Raw genomic sequence first — 17,589 nt, 5'->3', positions numbered from 1 at the left:
TCAAGACGAGGGCACGGGGTGCCGGGCGGGCCCGGCGGCGCCGGTCAGGCCAGCGCCACCAGGTCGGCGTAGTCCGGGCCCCACAGGTCCTCCACGCCGTCCGGCAGCAGGATGATCCGCTCCGGCTCCAGCGCCGCGACGGCGCCCTCGTCGTGCGTGACCAGCACGACCGCGCCCTTGTAGGTGCGCAGGGCGCCGAGGATCTCCTCGCGGCTGGCGGGGTCGAGGTTGTTGGTGGGCTCGTCCAGCAGCAGCACGTTGGCGGAGGAGACGACGAGGGTGGCCAGCGCCAGACGGGTCTTCTCGCCGCCGGAGAGCACCCCGGCCGGCTTGTCGACGTCGTCGCCGGAGAAGAGGAAGGAGCCCAGCACCTTGCGGACCTCGACCAGGTCCAGGTCGGGCGCCGCGGAGCGCATGTTCTCCAGGACCGTGCGCTCCGGGTCGAGGGTCTCGTGCTCCTGCGCGTAGTAGCCCATCTTCAGCCCGTGACCGGGCGTGACCCGCCCGGTGTCGGGCTGCTCGGCCCCGGCCAGCAGGCGCAGCAGGGTGGTCTTGCCGGCGCCGTTGAGGCCGAGGATGACCACGCGGGAGCCCTTGTCGATCGCGAGGTCGACGTCGGTGAAGATCTCCAGGGAGCCGTAGGACTTCGACAGGCCCTCGGCCATCAGCGGCGTCTTCCCGCAGGGCGCGGGCTCGGGGAAGCGCAGCTTGGCGACCTTGTCGGCGGCGCGCTCGGCCTCCAGGCCGGAGAGCAGCTTCTCGGCGCGGCGGGCCATGTTCTGCGCGGCGACCGTCTTGGTGGCCTTGGCGCGCATCTTGTCGGCCTGGGCGTTGAGGGCGGCGGCCTTCTTCTCGGCGTTCTGCCGCTCGCGCCTGCGGCGCTTCTCGTCGGCCTCGCGCTGCTGCTGGTACAGCTTCCAGCCCATGTTGTAGACGTCGATCACCGAGCGGTTGGCGTCGAGGTAGAAGACCTTGTTGACGACCGTCTCGACGAGGTCGACGTCGTGGGAGATGACCACGAAGCCGCCGCGGTAGGTCTTGAGGTAGTCGCGCAGCCAGGCGATGGAGTCGGCGTCGAGGTGGTTGGTCGGCTCGTCCAGCAGCAGGGTGTCGGCGTCGGAGAACAGGATCCGGGCCAGCTCGACGCGGCGGCGCTGACCGCCGGAGAGGGTGTGCAGGGGCTGGCCGAGGACGCGGTCGGGCAGGCCCAGGCTGGCGGCGATGGTGGCGGCCTCGGCCTCGGCGGCGTACCCGCCCTTGGTGAGGAACTCCGTCTCCAGGCGCTCGTACTTCTTCATCGCCTTTTCGCGGGTGGCCCCCTTGCCGTTGGCCATCCGGTCCTCGTTCTCGCGCATCTTGCGCAGCACCTCGTCGAGGCCGCGCGCGGAGAGGACCCGGTCGCGGGCGAGGACGTCGAGGTCGCCGGTGCGCGGGTCCTGGGGGAGGTAGCCCACCTCTCCCGAACGGGTGATGCTGCCGGCGGTGGGGATGCCCTCACCGGCCAGGCACTTGGTGAGGGTGGTCTTGCCGGCGCCGTTGCGGCCGACGAGGCCGATGCGGTCGCCCTTGGCGATGCGGAAGCTGGCGGACTCGATGAGGACGCGTGCGCCGGCGCGCAGCTCGAGGCCGGAAGCGGTGATCACGGGGTGGTACTCCTGAGCAGGGTGGACGGCGGAGGGACGGGCTGCGGTCGTTCGACGCCGTCTAATGCACGAGGAGAATGGCCATGGAGCCAGTCTAACGGGGGCGTGCAAGCCGTTTTCCCGGGCGGGGTCCGTGCGCGTCCCCGATACTCGTTCCGGGAGGACGGCGAGCCCGGAGGGCGGTGGGCGCATGCAGTTCGACGACGACGCGGATCTCGACACCTCGCAGGTGCAGGATCGGCGCTCGGGCATCCCCGGTGGGGGGCTGACCGTCGGGGGCGGCATCGTCGGGCTGATCGCCCTGGCGCTCGGGCTGATCTTCGGCGTCGGGCCGCAGGAGCTGGGGCTCGGCGGCGGCGGGCCGGCGCCGCACGCCTCCGCCAGTTCGGAGGCGGAGGTCGCCCGCAGCTGCCGTACGGGCAAGGACGCCAACACCCGGCAGGACTGCCGCATCGTCGGCATCGTCAACAGCGCCCAGTCGTTCTGGAGCGGGGAGCTCACGCGCCGCTCGGGCACCTACACGCCGGCCTCGACCGTGCTGTTCACCGGCCGGGTCGCCACCGCGTGCGGCGCCGCCACCTCGGCCGTCGGCCCGTTCTACTGCCCCGGCGACCGCAAGGTCTACCTCGACCTGGGCTTCTTCGACGAGCTGCGCACGAAGTTCGGGGCGAGCGGCGGGCCCTTCGCCCAGGCGTACGTGGTGGCCCACGAGTACGGGCACCACGTGCAGAACCTCACCGGCACCCTCTCCCGCGCCCAGGACCGGCTCACCGGCGCCGGCAGCAACTCGGTCAAGGTCGAGCTCCAGGCCGACTGCTACGCCGGCGTGTGGGCCCACCACGCGACGACGACCCCGGAGAAGTCCACCGGCCGGCCGCTGGTCAAGCAGCTGACCAGGGCCGACATCGACGACGGCCTGTCGGCCGCGGCCGCCGTCGGCGACGACCGCATCCAGGAGCGGTTCCAGGGCAAGGTCACACCCGAGAGCTGGACGCACGGCTCGGCGGCCCAGCGCCGGCAGTGGTTCACCACCGGGTACACGACGGGGGACACGACCCGCTGCGACACGTTCAAGGAGTGACCTCATGACAGGGACGAGCACCGCCGCGCCCACCATCTGCCCGGCACTGCTGTACGACGATGCGAAGGCCGCGATCGACCAGCTCACCGAGGCTTTCGGCTTCACCCGGGCCGCGCTGTACGAGAGCGAGGACGGCACCGTCCTGCACGCCGAGCTCGTCTACGGCAACGGCATCGTCATGGTCGGCTCCAGAGGCCGCGGCGGCGTCTTCGACGACGCGATGGCGGGCGCCGGGCCCATGGGCGTCTACGTGGTCGTCGAGGACACCGACGCGCACCACAAGCGGGCGGTGGAGCACGGCGTGGAGATCGTGATGCCGCCGACGGACCAGGAGTACGGCTCGCGCGACTACATGGCCCGCGACCTCGGCGGCAACGTCTGGAGCTTCGGCACGTACGCGCCCCAGGGGCCGCAGGTGGCGGGCTGAGGGCGCCCGGGGGCCCGTGGGCCCCCGGCGGGCGCCCCTGCGCCCCTACGCGCCGCCCCGGTGCACCTGGAACGCCGCCCGGCGCACCGCCTTGGCCAGGGCCGGGTCGGGGTGGGCGGCGGCGAGCGCGACCAGCACCTGGACGGTGCGGGGATGGCCCACCGCGCGGACCTCCTCCAGCAGCCCCGGCACGGTGCCCTGCACCGCCGACTCCAGGTGGCGCACCAGCAGGCGCCCCTCCCCGTGGTCGGCCACGGCCGCCGCGGTGTCCACCCACAGCCAGGTGGCCTCCTCGCGGGTGAGCACCTCCGCGGCGTCCTCGGGGTCGTGCCCCTCGTGCTCGGCCAGCCACAGCAGCGCGTACGGCCGCAGGACGGGCTCGGCGGCCGCGGCCCGCACGGCGGGCTCGGCGGGCGCACCGACGGCGCGCAGCGCCTCGAAGGCCAGGCCGCGGACCATGGCGTCGTCGCCGCGGGCGGCCTCCAGCAGCTCGGTGACGGCGCTGCGCACGGGCCGGGCCGCCAGCCAGGCGCGGTACTCGGCGCGGGCGGGGCCGGGGCTGAGGTCGGCGCAGCCGAGCAGCATGGCCTGCGCGGACAGCTCGATGTTGCCGGCGGGGCTCTGGGCGGCGACGCAGATCTGCTCCAGCTTCACCCACACCGCCCAGTTGCCGAGCGGGGTCAGCACGGCCTCGGCGGCCGGGCCCGTGCCGCGCATGACCAGGGCGCCGACCGAGTCCAGGGCGGCGAGGGCCCAGTCCAGCAGGCCGGGCAGGGGGTCGCCGGCGGCGGCGCGGGCCGGGGCGGGCGGGGGCGGGCCCCCGTAGGGCACCTCGCACCGCTCGGCGCGGATCTCGGCGACGCGCTGCTGCAGCAGGTCGAGCAGCATCGCCACCGACACCGGTCCGGCCGACAGGTGCATGACGGACAGCAGCTGCGGGACGGCCTCCACGACCTCGGCGGCGACCGTCGGGTCGGCGTCGGCGGGCTCGGGGTGGGCCAGGGACCAGGCGTCGAAGAGGGCGACCCAGCCGCGCAGCACGGCGCTGTCGTCGCGGTCCCACGCCTGCAGCCGCCAGCCGGGCCGGGCGGTGTCGCCGTGCAGCTCCAGCAGGCCGGCCAGGCGCGCGCGGTCCCAGTGGTGGCGCACCTCGTGCGGGGTCAGCCCCAGTGCCGCCGTGGCGCGTTCGGCCGTGGGGCCGCACAGGCCGCCTTCCGCGCCGGGTCGCAGCACGGCGCCGCGGGCGCACTCCTCGGCCGCCCAACGGGCCAGCCGGACCGCGCCGGTGAGGCCGGCCCGGGCCTGCCGGGCGAGTTCCTGCCGGGCCGGGGTGCCGGCGGGCGGGCGGGGCGCCGGCCGGGCGCCGCGGCCCGCCACGGCCCGGCGGGCGGCCGTGATCGGCTGTCGGGGGACCAGTCTGAGCCGGGAGTCGCGCGGAGTACGGGACGTCACAGGAGCAGTCTTGCCGTTCACGCTCCGAAAACCCAATCGGAATCAACTATCCGGCCGCGCGCGGCCCCTGGCGGGGTGCCACGGGGCGCCTCACATGAGGGGGACGAGGAAGCGGCGCAGCGCCTCCTCGTAGCGCTCCGGGTCGGTGTTCCAGGCCCCGGCGTGGCCGGCGCCGCGCACGGTCTGCAGCGAGAACAGCTCCGGTTTGCGGGCGACGAGCGCACGGGAGCGCTCCAGCGGCGCGAGGGTGTCCTCGGTGCCGTGCAGGACGAGGACGGGCACCCGGAGCGGGCCGGGGTCGGCGGCCCGGGCGAGTCCGTCGGGGGCGAGACCGAGGCGGCCCTCGGCCGCCCGGACCGCAAGCGGAATCAGCGGCGCCGGGGCGCGGTGGACCGACAGGGCCGCCATCAGGGCGGGCCAGTCGAGCACCGGGGCGTCCAGGACGAGCCCGCTGACGCGCCCCCGCAGCTCCGGGCCGGAGCCGCCCTCCGCCTCGCGGACGGCGGCCAGCAGCGCCATCGTCGCCCCGGTCGACCAGCCGTGCAGCACCACGCGGCGGGCGCCGTGAGCCACCGCGTAGCGGACAGCAGCGTCCACATCCCGCCACTCCCTTGCACCGAAGTGGCTGATTCCGTGCGCCTGGCGCGGGGCTCCGGGATCACCCCGGTAGGTGACGGCGAGCACCGGCAGGCGGTGCCGGTGCAGGAACGGCATCAGCACCATGGCGTGCTCGCGGCCGGCGAACGGACCGTGCACGCTGATCACCCACGTGTCGCGGCCGCCCGGCACGAACCATGCGGGCAGCGGCCCCAGCTCGCCCGGCACCGTCACGTCGTCGTGGTCGATGCCCAGCGCGTCCCGGGGCGTGCCGGTGTGCAGCTGCGGGGTGAGGCGGACCCGGTCGCCGGGCTGCAGACTGCCCCTGACCACCTTCTCCAGGCGCCGCACCACGCAGTCGTGCGGATGCGAGACGTCCGGGACGACCGGCCCGACGATTGCGTGCACCCGGCGGCCGGCCAGGCCGTACGTGCCGGGGCGCAGCGCGGCCGGGGTGCGGGTGAGGGTGACGGTGCCGGACTCCACGTCGTGCACGGTGAGCCGGGGCTCACCCGGCAGCGGGTGGCCCGGGGCGGCCTTGAGGGCGGCGTCGCCGGCGTAGCGGCCGGCGGCGACGGCGGCTGCGCCGAGACCGATCAGTGTGGTTGCGGCCCACGCGGCCGCTCGGCGGGCGCTCACGCCTTCCAGTGTGGGCGGCGTCGCCGCCACCGGCCAGTGGGCGGGCGCACTACGGCTCCTGGCCGTAGCCGGAGAGTTTCTCCGCCGCCTGCGCCAGCTGGTCCGGGGAGAGGAGGGCCGGGGTGCCGCCGGGGACGGAGGATGCCGTGAGCCACAGCCGGCACATCCACTCCAGCTGGGCGGTGCGGTCGTAGGCCCGGTCGAGGGTGTCGCCGTAGGTGAGGGTGCCGTGGTTGCGCAGGAGACAGCCGGTGCGGCCGTCGAGGGCGGCCAGCACGTGCCCGGCCAGTTCCTCGGTGCCGTACAGGGCGTACGGAGCCACGCGCACCGGGCCGCCGAGGGCCGCGGTCATGTAGTGGACGGCGGGCAGCTCGCCGACCAGCAGGGAGACGGCCGTGGCGTGCACGGCGTGGGTGTGCACGATCGCGGCGGCGCCGGTGGCGCGGTAGACGGCCAGGTGCATGGGCAGTTCGCTGGTGGGGGCGAGCGTGCCGAGCACCTGCCGGCCGTCCAGGTCGACGCCGACGACGTCGGCGGGGCCCAGCCGGTCGTACGGGACGCCGCTGGGCGTGACGAGCACCACGTCCCCGACCCTCGCGGAGACGTTCCCCGAGGTGCCCACCACCAGCCGGTCGGCGGCGGCGCGGCGGGCCGTGGAGACCACATCCGCCCAGGTACGGGCGATGCCGTCGGGGAGCGGGCCCCCTTGTCCGGGGATCTGCGGGGACGGTTCGGACAGCATCATCGATCTCCACCTCCGGACGCCTTCGCCGGCGCTCGCGACCCCGTTCACCTTCCGTTCACCCTGAGTCCCTACGGTCGCCGCGTACTGACCATCGAACTGATTGCCTGGGTGAATGGAACACATCACGCTTCTCATCGGGATCGTGATCGTCACGGCCTTGGTGTTCGACTTTACGAACGGCTTCCACGACACGGCCAACGCCATGGCCACCACCATCTCCACCGGAGCGCTCAAGCCCAAGACCGCGGTCGCCATGTCGGCCGTCCTCAATCTCGTCGGTGCGTTCCTGTCCGTCGAGGTCGCCAAGACGATCTCCGGGGGCATCATCGATGAGAGCGCCGGCATCCGGCCCGAAGTGATCTTCGCCGGCCTCGTCGGCGCCATCGTCTGGAACCTGCTCACCTGGCTGGCCGGCCTGCCCTCCAGCTCCTCGCACGCCCTCTTCGGCGGCCTCATCGGTGCCACCGTCGCCTCCGTCGGCTTCCACGCGGTCAACGCCGACAAGGTCGTCATGAAGGTGCTCATCCCCGCGGTCGCCGCACCGATCGTGGCCGGCATCGCCGCCACCGTCGCCACCCGCCTGACCTACCGCCTGGCCAAGGGCCGCGACGAGCGCGACACCGCGAAGGGCTACCGCGCCGGCCAGATCGCCTCGGCCGCCCTGGTCTCCCTCGCCCACGGCACCAACGACGCCCAGAAGACCATGGGCGTCATCACCCTCACCCTGGTCGCCGGCGGCGTCGTCGCCCCGCACTCCGACCCGCCGATGTGGGTCATCGTCTCCGCGGGCCTGGCCATCGCACTCGGCACGTACCTCGGCGGCTGGCGCATCATCCAGACGCTCGGCAAGGGCCTCACCGACATCAAGCCCGCGCAGGGCTTCGCCGCCCAGACCGGCGCCGCCACGGTGATCCTCGCCTCCTCCCACATCGGCTTCGCCCTCTCCACCACCCAGGTCTGCTCCGGCTCGATCATGGGCGCCGGCCTCGGCCGCAAGGGCGGCGTCGTGCGCTGGTCGACCGCCGGCCGCATGGTCGCGGCCTGGGGCCTGACCCTGCCGGCCGCCGGCCTCGTCGCCGCCGGCGCGGCCCTCCTGGCCGACCAGGGCACCTGGGGCGTCACCGCCGTCGCCGTCCTCGGCCTCGCCGTCTGCGGCGGCATCTGGGCCGCCTCGCGCCGCAAGCCGGTCACCCACGACAACGTCAACGACCTCAACGAGCCGCAGGGCATCGCCGCCCCCGCCGCCGAGCCCGTCGGCGTGGTCACCGCGGCCCTCCAGGCCGTCGCCCCGCCGCCGGCCGGCCCCACCGCCGCCCCCGCCCCCACCCCCGCGACGACCGGCTGAGCGCCGGGCACGGAGGAAGAGACACCATGCACATCGACTGGGCAGCTTTCGCCGAGGTCTTCGGGGTCAGCCTCGTGGTGACCGTCGGCCTCGTGGGCCTGTTCACGCTCGGCATCGTCGGCACGTCGCGCAAGGCGGACGCCACCGGCGGCACGGCGGCCTCGGGCGCGCTGGCGCGCACGGGCGCGTACGCGTGCTTCGCGCTGTGCGCCGCGGCCGTGGGATACGGCATCTCGCTGATCGTGGCCTGACACGACGCCGCTTCCGCGGAGGGCGGGACGGGGGTTGTTGCCCCGGTCCCTCCCCCAGCTACCGCTGGGAGGTGCCCCCATTTCCCCGTTTCCCGGGGGGTCCGGGGCGGAGCCCCGGAAGGCGAGTTGACGGGCCTTCCGGGCCCATGGTGGACTGCCCGGGCCAAACGGCGACAGCAGAGGAAGCCGGTGCGAATCCGGCGCGGTCCCGCCACTGTCACCGGGGAGTGTCCCCCCACCCATAGGGCCACGGCGCGAGCCGGAAGGCCGGGGGCGATGCGGATCCGGGAGCCAGGAGACTCTGGTCGCCGGTCACGTCGAGCCAGGGCGAGGACCCTGAGTGAGGACACGCATCGGCCATGCCCTGTCGCGGTTTCGCCTGCGGCGCCGCCCTCGGATTCCTGGGCGACCTGGTTGTCGGTGACCCCCGCAGGGGGCACCCTGTTGCCGCGTTCGGGCGTGCTGCCCACGCCCTGGAGCAGCGCTGGTGGCGCGACGACCGCGGACGCGGTGCGCTGTACGCCGCCGTGTGCACCGGTACCACCGTGGCGGGCGCCGCACTGCTGGCCCGCGCCGTGCGCGGCCGGCGGGGCGCGGACGTCGCCCTGACGGCGGCCGTCACCTGGGCGGTGATCGGCGGGACGTCGCTGGCCCGGGAGGCCCGGGCGATCGGCGGGGCGCTGGCCGCCGGTGATCTGGAGGTGGCCCGGGAGCGGTTGCCGCATCTGTGCGGCCGTGACCCGTCGTCGCTGGACGCCCAGCAGATCGCCCGGGCCGTGGTGGAGTCGGTGGCCGAGAACACCTCGGACGCCGTCGTCGGCGCCCTGGTGTGGGGCGCGCTCGCGGGCGTACCGGGCCTGGTGGGCTTCCGCGCGGTGAACACGCTGGACGCGATGGTCGGTCACAAGTCGCCGCGCCACCGCCGCTTCGGCTGGGCGTCGGCCCGGTTGGACGACGTCGTCGGCTGGCCCGGTGCGCGGCTGACCGCGGCCCTGGCGGTGCTGGCCGCGCCGGATCCGCGCGGTGCCGCGCGGGTGGCGCGGCGGGACGCGCACCGTCACCCGAGCCCCAACGCCGGCCCGGTCGAGGCGGCGTTCGCGGGGGCGCTGGGGGTACGTCTGGGCGGGACGCTGGCGTACGGCGGCCGCATCGAGCACCGGCCCGTCCTGGGCGCGGAGCTGCGCGCCGTGCGCACCGGAGACATCGAGCGCGCGGTGCGCCTCTCGCGCCGGGTGTCGCTGCTGGCGCTGGGCTGTGCGGTCGGGGGCCGGGCAGTGGGCAGCCTTCTGAGGGCCGGGACGACGAGGACTGGGAAAGCGAGGAACCGGTGACATCGCAACCGCGGGGCGGGAGCCTGCTGGTGGCCGGGACCACCTCGGACGCGGGCAAGAGCGTGGTGACGGCGGGCATCTGCCGCTGGTTGTCCCGCAAGGGCGTCAAGGTCGCGCCGTTCAAGGCGCAGAACATGTCGCTCAATTCGTTCGTGACGCGCGAGGGCGCGGAGATAGGGCGGGCGCAGGCCATGCAGGCGGCCGCGGCGCGCGTCGAGCCGAGTGCGCTGATGAACCCGGTGCTGCTCAAGCCCGGCAGCGACCGCAGCAGCCAGGTCGTGCTGATGGGCAGGCCGGTGGGCGAGCTGAGCGCCCGCGGTTACCACCAGGGGCGCCAGGAGCAGCTGTTCGCCACGGTGACGGAGTGCCTGGCCGAGCTGCGGCGTACGCACGACGCGGTGATCTGCGAGGGCGCCGGCAGTCCGGCGGAGATCAACCTGCGCCGTTCCGACATCGTCAACATGGGTCTGGCCCGGGCCGCGCGCCTGCCCGTCGTCGTGGTCGGCGACATCGACCGCGGCGGTGTCTTCGCGTCCTTCTTCGGGACGACGGCGCTGCTCTCGCCCGAGGACCAGGAGCTGATAGCGGGCTACGTGGTCAACAAGTTCCGGGGCGATGTGACGCTGCTGGAGCCGGGCCTGGAGATGCTGCGCGACCTGACGGGCCGGGCGACGTTCGGCGTGCTGCCCTTCGCCCACGGCCTGGGCATCGACGAGGAGGACGGCCTGCGGGTCTCCCTGCGCGGCACGGTCCGCGAGTCCGTCGTCGCCCCGCCGCACGGCGCGGACATCCTGCGGGTCGCCGTGTGCGCGGTACCGCTGATGTCGAACTTCACCGACGTGGACGCGCTGGCGGCCGAACCGGGCGTCGTCGTGCGGTTCGTGGACCGCCCCGAGGAGCTCGCCGACGCGGACCTGGTCGTCGTCCCGGGCACGCGCGGCACCGTACGGGCGCTGGAGTGGCTGCGCACGCGCGGGCTCGCCGACGCCCTCGTCCGGCGGGCGGCGCAGGGCCGTCCCGTCCTGGGCATCTGCGGCGGCTTCCAGCTGCTGGGCGAGCGCATCGACGACGAGGTCGAGTCGCGGGCGGGCACGGTCGAGGGGCTGGGCCTGCTGCCGGTGCACGTGCGGTTCGCGGTGGAGAAGACCCTGGCCCGGCCGGTCGGCACGGCCCTGGGCGAGCCCGTGGAGGGGTACGAGATCCACCACGGCGTGGCGGACGTACGCGGCGGGGACGAAGCGTTCCTCGACGGCTGCCGGGTGGGCGCGGTGTGGGGCACGCACTGGCACGGCTCGCTGGAGAGCGACGGCTTCCGCCGGGCGTTCCTGCGCGAGGTCGCGAAGGCGGCCGGACGGGCGTTCGTCCCCGCGCCCGGCACGTCCTTCGCCGCGCTGCGCGAGGAACAGCTCGACCGGCTCGGCGATCTGATCGAGGAACACGCGGACACGGACGCGCTGCTGCGCCTCATCGAGGACGGGGTGCCGGCCGCAGTGCCGTTCATACCGCCCGGGGCGCCGCCCCTGACCCGTCCCCACCAGGGAGGTAACCGCTGATGTCCTCGTCCGTCTACCCCTTCACCGCCGTCGTCGGCATGGCCGACATGCGCCTGGGTCTGCTGCTCAACGCGATCTCGCCGTCGATCGGCGGTGTCCTGGTGCGCGGCGAGAAGGGCACCGCGAAGACCACCACCGTCAGGGCGCTCGCGGCGCTGCTGCCCGAGGTGGAGACCGTCGCGGACTGCCGGTTCTCGTGCGACCCGGCGGCGCCGGACCCGCACTGCCCGGACGGGCCGCACGCGGGCGCCGACCGTGCCGTGCGCCCCGCGCGGATGGTCGAGCTGCCCGTCGGCGCCTCCGAGGACCGGCTCGTCGGCTCGCTCGACATCGAGCGGGCCCTGGGCGAGGGCGTCAAGGCGTTCGAGCCCGGTCTGCTGGCCGCGGCCCACCGGGGCGTGCTCTACGTCGACGAGGTCAACCTGCTGGGCGACCACCTCGTGGACAGCTTGCTGGATGCGGCGGCCACCGGTGTCTCCTCCGTCGAGCGCGAGGGCGTCTCCGTCCGTCACGCCTCCCGCTTCCTGCTCGTGGGCACCATGAACCCCGAGGAGGGCGAGCTGCGCCCGCAGCTCCTGGACCGCTTCGGGCTGACCGTCGAGGTCGCGGCCTCGCGCGAGACCGAGGAGCGGGTCGAGGTCGTGCGCCGGCGCCTGGCCTTCGACGAGGACCCGGCCGGTTTCGCCGGGCGGTGGGCCGCCGAGGAGGAGGCGCTGCGCGCCCGCCTCGCCGCGGCCCGGGCGCTGCTGCCCGGCGTCCGGCTCGGGGACGGCGCGCTGCGCCGGATCGCGGCGGTGTGCGCCGGCTTCGAGGTGGACGGCATGCGCGCGGACATCGTCACCGCGCGGACGGCCACGGCCCTGGCCGCGTGGGCGGGGCGCACCCGGGTGCTGACGGAGGACGTGCGGCAGGCGGCCCTGCTCGCGCTCCCCCACCGGCGGCGGCGCGCGCCGTTCGACGCGCCGGGCCTGGACGAGGCCAAACTGGACGAGATCCTCGCGCAGTTCGAGGACGAGGACCCCGAGCCGGAGCCCGATCCCGAGCCGGACCCCGGCCCGGAGGGGCCCGAGGGACCCGAGGGGCCGGACGACGGGCCGAGCGGTGGCCCGGACGACGGCCCCGGTGGCGGGAACGACGGCGGTCCCGACGGCGGGAACGACGGCCCCCTCGCCCCGGACGTACCGCCCCAGCGGGAGGAGCGGGCGCCGGACGGCGGACCGCAGGACGCGCCGGCGGCCGGCGGCGGCGAGGCCGCCGAGGCCCCGGCCGTGGCCGCCGCCGACCCCTTCCGCACCCGCCGGTTCTCGGTGCCCGGCCTCGGCGAGGGCGCCGACGGGCGCCGCTCGCGCGCCCTGACCGCGCACGGGCGTACGACCGGAGCGCGCCGCCCCCGCGGGCGCGTGCTGTCCGCCCTGCACCTGGCCGCCACCGTGCAGGCCGCCGCCCCGCACCAGCGGGCGCGCGGGCGCACCGGGCGGGGGCTCGTGGTGCGCCGCGACGATCTGCGCGAGGCGGTGCGCGAGGGCCGGGAGGGCAACCTCGTGCTGTTCGTCGTCGACGCCTCCGGCTCCATGGCCGCGCGCAAGCGGATGAGCGCCGTCAAGGGCGCCGTCCTGTCGCTGCTCATGGACGCCTACCAGCGCCGCGACAAGGTCGGCATGATCACCTTCCGGGGCGGGGCGGCGGAGCTCGCGCTGCCGCCGACCTCGTCGGTCGAGGCGGGCGCCGCCCGGCTGCAGCAGCTGCCCACCGGCGGCCGCACCCCGCTGGCCGCAGGTCTGCTGCAGGCCCACGAGGTGCTGCGGGTGGAGCGCCTGCGCGACCCCTCGCGCCGCCCCCTGGTGGTCGTGGTCACCGACGGCCGGGCCACCGGCGGTCCCGAGCCCGTGCAGCGCGCCCGGCGCGCGGCCGGCCTGCTGGCCGCCGCGGGCACGGCCTCGGTGGTCGTGGACTGCGAGGCCGGGCCGGTGCGCCTGGGGCTCGCCGGCGACCTCGGCCGGGCCCTGGGCGGCCCGGTCGTCACCCTCGACGACCTGCGCGCGGACACCGTCTCCGCGCTCGTCCGCACCGTCCGCGACACCCACACCAGGAGGGCCGCCTGATGCCCAAGGGACAGCCGACCGTCGTTCCCGACGACGGGCTCACCACCCGCCAGCGCCGCAACCGCCCGCTGCTCCTCGTCCACACCGGCACCGGCAAGGGCAAGTCGACGGCCGCCTTCGGGCTGGCCCTGCGGGCCTGGAACCAGGGCTGGCCGATCGGGGTTTTCCAGTTCGTGAAGTCCGCCAAGTGGAAGGTCGGCGAGGAGAACGCGCTGCGCGTGCTCGGCGCCTCCGGCGAGGGCGGCACGGTCGACTGGCACAAGATGGGCGAGGGCTGGTCGTGGATCCAGCGCGACAGCGAGCTGAGCAACGAGGAGAAGGCCAAGGAAGGCTGGGAGCAGCTCAAGCGCGACCTGGCGGCGGAGAAGTACAAGCTGTACGTGCTGGACGAGTTCGCCTACCCCCTGCACTGGGGCTGGGTGGACGTGAACGAGGTCGTCGAGGTCCTGCGCGACCGGCCCGGCACCCAGCACGTCGTCATCACCGGCCGCAACGCGCCGCAGCAGCTCCTGGACGCCGCCGACCTGGTCACCGACATGACCAAGGTCAAGCACCCCATGGACGCCGGCCAGAAGGGCCAGCGGGGCATCGAGTGGTGACCGTCCCCCGCCTGGTCGTCGCCGCCCCGGCCTCCGGCAGCGGCAAGACCACCGTCGCCACCGGGCTGATGCGGGCCTTCGCCGACGCGGGCCTGGCCGTCTCCCCGCACAAGGTCGGCCCGGACTACATCGACCCCGGCTACCACGCGCTCGCCACCGGCCGCCCCGGCCGCAACCTCGACGCGTACCTGTGCGGGCCGGAGCGCATCGCCCCGCTGTTCCTGCACGGAGCCGCGGGCTGCGACGTCGCCGTCGTCGAGGGCGTGATGGGCCTGTTCGACGGCGCCGCCGGCCAGGGCGAACTGGCCTCCACCGCCCACGTGGCCAAGCTGCTGCGCGCCCCCGTGGTGCTCGTCGTCGACGCGTCCTCGCAGTCGCGTTCGGTGGCGGCCCTCGTGCACGGCTTCGCCTCCTGGGACCCGGAGGTACGGGTCGCGGGCGTCATCCTCAACAAGGTCGCCTCCGACCGCCACGAGGACCTGCTGCGCGAGGCACTGGGCGGCGCCGGAGTACCGGTGCTGGGCGCCGTCCGGCGCGCCGGGCAGGTCCACACGCCGTCCCGCCACCTGGGGCTGGTGCCGGTGGCGGAACGGCACGCCGATGCGGTGGACGCGGTGGCGGAATTCGCGGCGAGGGTGCGCCAGGGCTGCGACCTGGAGGCCCTGCTGGCCCTGGCGCGCAGCGCGCCGCCGCTCGCGGAGGAGGCGTGGAGCGCCCGCGGCGGGCTTCTTCCCCAAGCGCCGGACGGGCCGAATCGTGCCGGGCCGGTCGTGGCCGTCGCCGGCGGTGCCGCGTTCACGTTCTCGTACACCGAGCACACCGAGCTGCTCACCGCCGCCGGGGCGGAGGTCGTCGCCTTCGACCCCCTCCGCGACGAGTCGCTCCCCGACGGCACGCGAGCCCTCGTCATCGGTGGCGGATTCCCCGAGGTTTACGCCCCCGAGCTCTCGGCCAACGAGCCCCTGCGCAAGGCGGTCGCCGATTTCGCCGCGGTCGGCGGTCCGATCGCCGCCGAGTGCGCGGGCCTGCTCTATCTCGCCCGTTCCCTGGACGGCAGGCCCATGTGCGGCGTGCTGCCCGCCGACGCGCGCATGTCCGAGCGGCTGACGCTCGGCTATCGCGAGGCCGTCGCCGTGGCCGACAGTCCGCTCGCCGCCGCCGGCACCCGCGTGCGCGGGCACGAGTTCCACCGCACGGTGATCGAGCCGGCCGCCGGCGCGACCCCGGCGTGGGGGTTCACGCACCCGCGCCGTCAGGTCGAGGGCTTCGTCCACGGGGGCTCCGTGCACGCCTCGTACCTGCACGTGCACTGGGCGGGGGCCCCCGGCGCGGCGGCCCGCCTCGTCGCGGCGGCGGCCGCGCGGGCGTGAGCGTGTACGTCGGTGTCGGCGCCCGCCGCGGCGTGAGCGCCGACGAGGTGCTGGCGCTGATCGCGCGCACCCTCCGCGAGGCCGCCGGGGCGACGGCGGTCGTCGCCCTGGCCACCGTCGACGCCAAGGCGGACGAGCCCGGCGTCGTGGCCGCCGCACGGCGCCTCGGCGTGCCGCTGCTCGCGTACCCGGCGGCCGCGCTGGCCGCCCGCCCGGGCCCGGGCCGGCCGTCGCCGGCGGCGCTGGCCGCCGTGGGCGTCCCGGGGGTGGCGGAGGCGGCGGCGCTCGCGGCCGCCGGCGAGGGGGCCGTCCTCCTCGTCGGCAAGCGGACGTCACCGCGTGCGACCTGTGCCGTCGCCCGCCGGTAACGTATCCGCTCGTGCACCGCATATCCCCTGAAACAGCTCCCGACCTCGACCTGCGCCACCACGGGGACGCCGAAGTGCGCGGCCTGGGCGCGCAGTTGACCGATCTGGCGGTCAATGTGCGCGCCGGCACACCCCCGCAGTGGTTGCGGGAGCGGATAGCCGACTCCCTGGGCACGCTCGCCGCGTACCCGGACGGCCGGGCGGCACGGCGCGCGGTGGCCGTGCGGCACGGGCTGCCGGAGGAGCGGGTGCTGCTGACGGCCGGTGCGGCGGAGGCGTTCGTGCTGCTGGCCCGCGCGCTGCGGGTGCGGCGGGCGGTGGTGGTCCATCCGCAGTTCACGGAACCGGAGTCGGCGCTGCGGGACGCGGGGCACGCGGTGGAGCGCGTGGTGCTGGACGCCGCGGGCGGCTTCCGGCTCGATCCGCGGGCGGTGCCGGCCGACGCGGACCTGGTGGTCGTCGGCAACCCCACCAACCCCACCTCCGTGCTGCATCCGGCCCGTGACCTGGCCCGGCTGGCCCGCCCGGGCCGGACGCTGGTGGTGGACGAGGCGTTCATGGACGCGGTGCCGGGCGAGCGGGAATCGCTGGCCTCCCGTACGGACCTGCCGGGCCTGGTCGTCCTGCGCAGCCTCACCAAGACGTGGGGCCTGGCGGGGCTGCGCATCGGCTACGTCCTGGCCGCCCCGGACACGGTGGCCGCCCTGGAGCGGGCCCAGCCGCTGTGGCCGGTGTCGACGCCGGCGCTGGCCGCCGCCGAGGCGTGCAGCAAGGCCCTCGCGCTGGCGGAGGCCGAGCGGGCGGCGCAGGAGACCGCCGCCGACCGGACGCACCTGCTGGCCCGGCTCGCGGAGTTCGCCGAGGTGGCGGCGGTCGGCCCGGCGACGGCCCCGTTCGTCCTGATCCGCCTGCCGAACGCGGCGGCGGTACGCCTGCGCCTGCGCGCCCTGGGCTTCGCGGTGCGCCGGGGCGACACGTTCCCGGGCCTGGGCCCGGAGTACGTGCGCCTGGCGGTCCGCGACCGCGAAACGACGGACCGCTTCATCGAGGCCCTCAAGCAGGCCCTGTCGGGCAGCACCCCATAAGGGACTCTGCCTACCCCCTGCGGCGGCGCGCCGCGATCAGTGCCGCGCCGCCCGCCACGACCAGCAGTCCCGCCCCGCCCAGCAGGTACGGCGTCGTCGAACTGCCTCCCGTCTCGGCGAGGTTCTTGCCCACCGGCGCGGCGGCAGCCTGTGTGGCGGCCGCCCGCGTGGCCGCCGTCTGCGGCTTGACGTCCGGGGTCTGTGCCTGCGGCGTGCGGCACGTGGCCCGCGCCAGCGTCACCTTGCCGGTCACCTTGGCCACGCCCAGGGTCAGCGGGTCGACGGCGACGTCCAGGTCGAGTGCCGTGGCCGCGGCCGTGCGTGTCGTCGTGGTGCTCTGCGAGAGCGTCAGCCGCACGTGGCCGACTCCCGGGGCGGTGACGTCGGTCGGTCCGTTCGCGGTGAGGGTGACTTTCTTGCCGAGCACCGAGACGCTGCCGGGCACATGGGCGTTCGCGGTGGGGGTGCGGCCGCTCTCGCACACGGCTTCCGCGGTGATCTGCCGGGCCTGCAGCAGGGGGCGGACCGGCAGGCCGGGCAGGCGGACGACGGCGCCGGCGACTTCGGCGCGGGCCTTGGCCGCCGTGCGGTCGGCGGTGGCGTGGGCGGTGGCGGCGTCGGCGCGCAGGATGCCGACGGGGCGGCCCTCCTCGATGCCGTCGAGACCGATGTCGAGCGTGGTCCTCTTGGCGTCGCCGGGCGCGCGGACGTCGTTGAGCACGGCGTCGACGGGTACGTGCGCGGCCCGGCCGAGCACGGAGACGTCGAGGCCGGTGCGCAGGACGGTGGCTTCGGCGGTGCCTGCCGTGCCGGTCGCATCGGCGGCCTGCGCGGGTGCGGCGCCGAGGGTCAGCGCGCCGAGGACGAGCGCGAGGAGGGCCGCCGGACGGCGTGCGGGCATGCCGAAGGACGGGCTGGTGGTGCTGGACACGTGTGTGGAACCCCCACGGGAGACAAGGAGCCGCCGGCGCGCCAATGGGGGACATCGCGCGCCGACGGCA

General features: G+C 75.5%; 16 protein-coding genes and 1 riboswitch. Of the genes, 11 read left to right on the top strand and 5 right to left on the bottom strand.

The window, feature by feature from the left end; genetic code table 11:
* Positions 1–44: 44 nt before the first annotated feature.
* Complete coding sequence (locus AC27L3_RS19395) at positions 45–1,643, bottom strand: ABC-F family ATP-binding cassette domain-containing protein (RefSeq protein ID WP_487235295.1); 1,599 nt, start codon at positions 1,641–1,643, stop codon at positions 45–47.
* Positions 1,644–1,833: 190 nt separating this feature from the next.
* Here AC27L3_RS19395 and ypfJ point away from each other — a divergent pair, with 190 nt between their 5' ends.
* Positions 1,834–2,724 (top strand): KPN_02809 family neutral zinc metallopeptidase, encoded by an 891-nt coding sequence (gene ypfJ / locus AC27L3_RS19390; protein WP_487235294.1) that lies wholly within the window; start codon positions 1,834–1,836, stop codon positions 2,722–2,724.
* A 4-nt stretch (positions 2,725–2,728) separates the two neighbouring features.
* Positions 2,729–3,151 (top strand): VOC family protein, encoded by a 423-nt coding sequence (locus AC27L3_RS19385; RefSeq protein ID WP_487235293.1) that lies wholly within the window; start codon positions 2,729–2,731, stop codon positions 3,149–3,151.
* A gap of 45 nt (positions 3,152–3,196) precedes the next feature.
* Here AC27L3_RS19385 and AC27L3_RS19380 read toward each other — a convergent pair whose 3' ends face one another.
* The 3 genes from AC27L3_RS19380 to AC27L3_RS19370 all read right to left on the bottom strand — a co-directional run bounded on the left by AC27L3_RS19380 (position 3,197) and on the right by AC27L3_RS19370 (position 6,584).
* A complete protein-coding gene (locus tag AC27L3_RS19380; protein ID WP_487235292.1) occupies positions 3,197–4,603 on the bottom strand; it encodes a hypothetical protein in 1,407 nt (468 codons plus the stop codon).
* Positions 4,604–4,693: 90 nt separating this feature from the next.
* Positions 4,694–5,839, bottom strand: a complete 1,146-nt coding sequence (locus AC27L3_RS19375) for an alpha/beta hydrolase (RefSeq protein ID WP_487235291.1) — start codon at positions 5,837–5,839, stop codon at positions 4,694–4,696.
* Between the two features lie 49 nt (positions 5,840–5,888).
* Positions 5,889–6,584, bottom strand: coding sequence for a class II aldolase/adducin family protein (locus tag AC27L3_RS19370; RefSeq protein ID WP_487235290.1), 696 nt, complete (start codon positions 6,582–6,584; stop codon positions 5,889–5,891).
* Positions 6,585–6,696: 112 nt separating this feature from the next.
* Between AC27L3_RS19370 and AC27L3_RS19365 the strand changes: the two genes are divergently transcribed.
* From AC27L3_RS19365 to cobC, 9 genes are all read left to right on the top strand, one after another.
* Complete coding sequence (locus AC27L3_RS19365) at positions 6,697–7,929, top strand: inorganic phosphate transporter (protein WP_487235289.1); 1,233 nt, start codon at positions 6,697–6,699, stop codon at positions 7,927–7,929.
* 26 nt (positions 7,930–7,955) lie between these two features.
* On the top strand, positions 7,956–8,180 hold the full coding sequence (locus tag AC27L3_RS19360; protein ID WP_487235288.1) for a hypothetical protein: 225 nt from the start codon (positions 7,956–7,958) through the stop codon (positions 8,178–8,180).
* Between the two features lie 180 nt (positions 8,181–8,360).
* A riboswitch (cobalamin riboswitch) is annotated at positions 8,361–8,481 on the top strand.
* Between the two features lie 58 nt (positions 8,482–8,539).
* Positions 8,540–9,511 (top strand): cobalamin biosynthesis protein, encoded by a 972-nt coding sequence (locus tag AC27L3_RS19355; RefSeq protein WP_487235287.1) that lies wholly within the window; start codon positions 8,540–8,542, stop codon positions 9,509–9,511.
* Between the two features lie 29 nt (positions 9,512–9,540).
* Positions 9,541–11,064, top strand: a complete 1,524-nt coding sequence (locus tag AC27L3_RS19350) for a cobyric acid synthase (protein WP_487235286.1) — start codon at positions 9,541–9,543, stop codon at positions 11,062–11,064.
* Positions 11,064–13,166, top strand: a complete 2,103-nt coding sequence (locus AC27L3_RS19345; protein WP_487235285.1) for a putative cobaltochelatase — start codon at positions 11,064–11,066, stop codon at positions 13,164–13,166. Before AC27L3_RS19350 ends, AC27L3_RS19345 begins: the two co-directional genes overlap by 1 nt.
* Positions 13,166–13,765, top strand: a complete 600-nt coding sequence (gene cobO / locus AC27L3_RS19340; protein ID WP_487235284.1) for a cob(I)yrinic acid a,c-diamide adenosyltransferase — start codon at positions 13,166–13,168, stop codon at positions 13,763–13,765. Before AC27L3_RS19345 ends, cobO begins: the two co-directional genes overlap by 1 nt.
* Positions 13,759–15,135, top strand: a complete 1,377-nt coding sequence (locus tag AC27L3_RS19335; protein WP_487235283.1) for a cobyrinic acid a,c-diamide synthase CobB — start codon at positions 13,759–13,761, stop codon at positions 15,133–15,135. The genes cobO and AC27L3_RS19335 overlap by 7 nt, the downstream gene beginning before the upstream one ends.
* Positions 15,132–15,503 carry a cobalamin biosynthesis protein gene (locus AC27L3_RS19330; protein ID WP_487235282.1) on the top strand — a complete coding sequence of 124 codons (372 nt, stop codon included), beginning with the start codon at positions 15,132–15,134 and terminating at the stop codon, positions 15,501–15,503. Before AC27L3_RS19335 ends, AC27L3_RS19330 begins: the two co-directional genes overlap by 4 nt.
* A gap of 11 nt (positions 15,504–15,514) precedes the next feature.
* Positions 15,515–16,588 (top strand): Rv2231c family histidinol phosphate aminotransferase CobC, encoded by a 1,074-nt coding sequence (gene cobC, locus AC27L3_RS19325; protein WP_487235281.1) that lies wholly within the window; start codon positions 15,515–15,517, stop codon positions 16,586–16,588.
* A gap of 10 nt (positions 16,589–16,598) precedes the next feature.
* On the opposite strand, the gene AC27L3_RS19320 is transcribed toward cobC, so the two are convergent.
* Complete coding sequence (locus AC27L3_RS19320; RefSeq protein ID WP_487235351.1) at positions 16,599–17,489, bottom strand: SCO1860 family LAETG-anchored protein; 891 nt, start codon at positions 17,487–17,489, stop codon at positions 16,599–16,601.
* Positions 17,490–17,589 lie beyond the last annotated feature (100 nt).

It is taken from the genome of Streptomyces sp. PKA51 (assembly GCF_057552455.1).
This window is presented reverse-complemented; position numbering and strand designations above follow the sequence as displayed.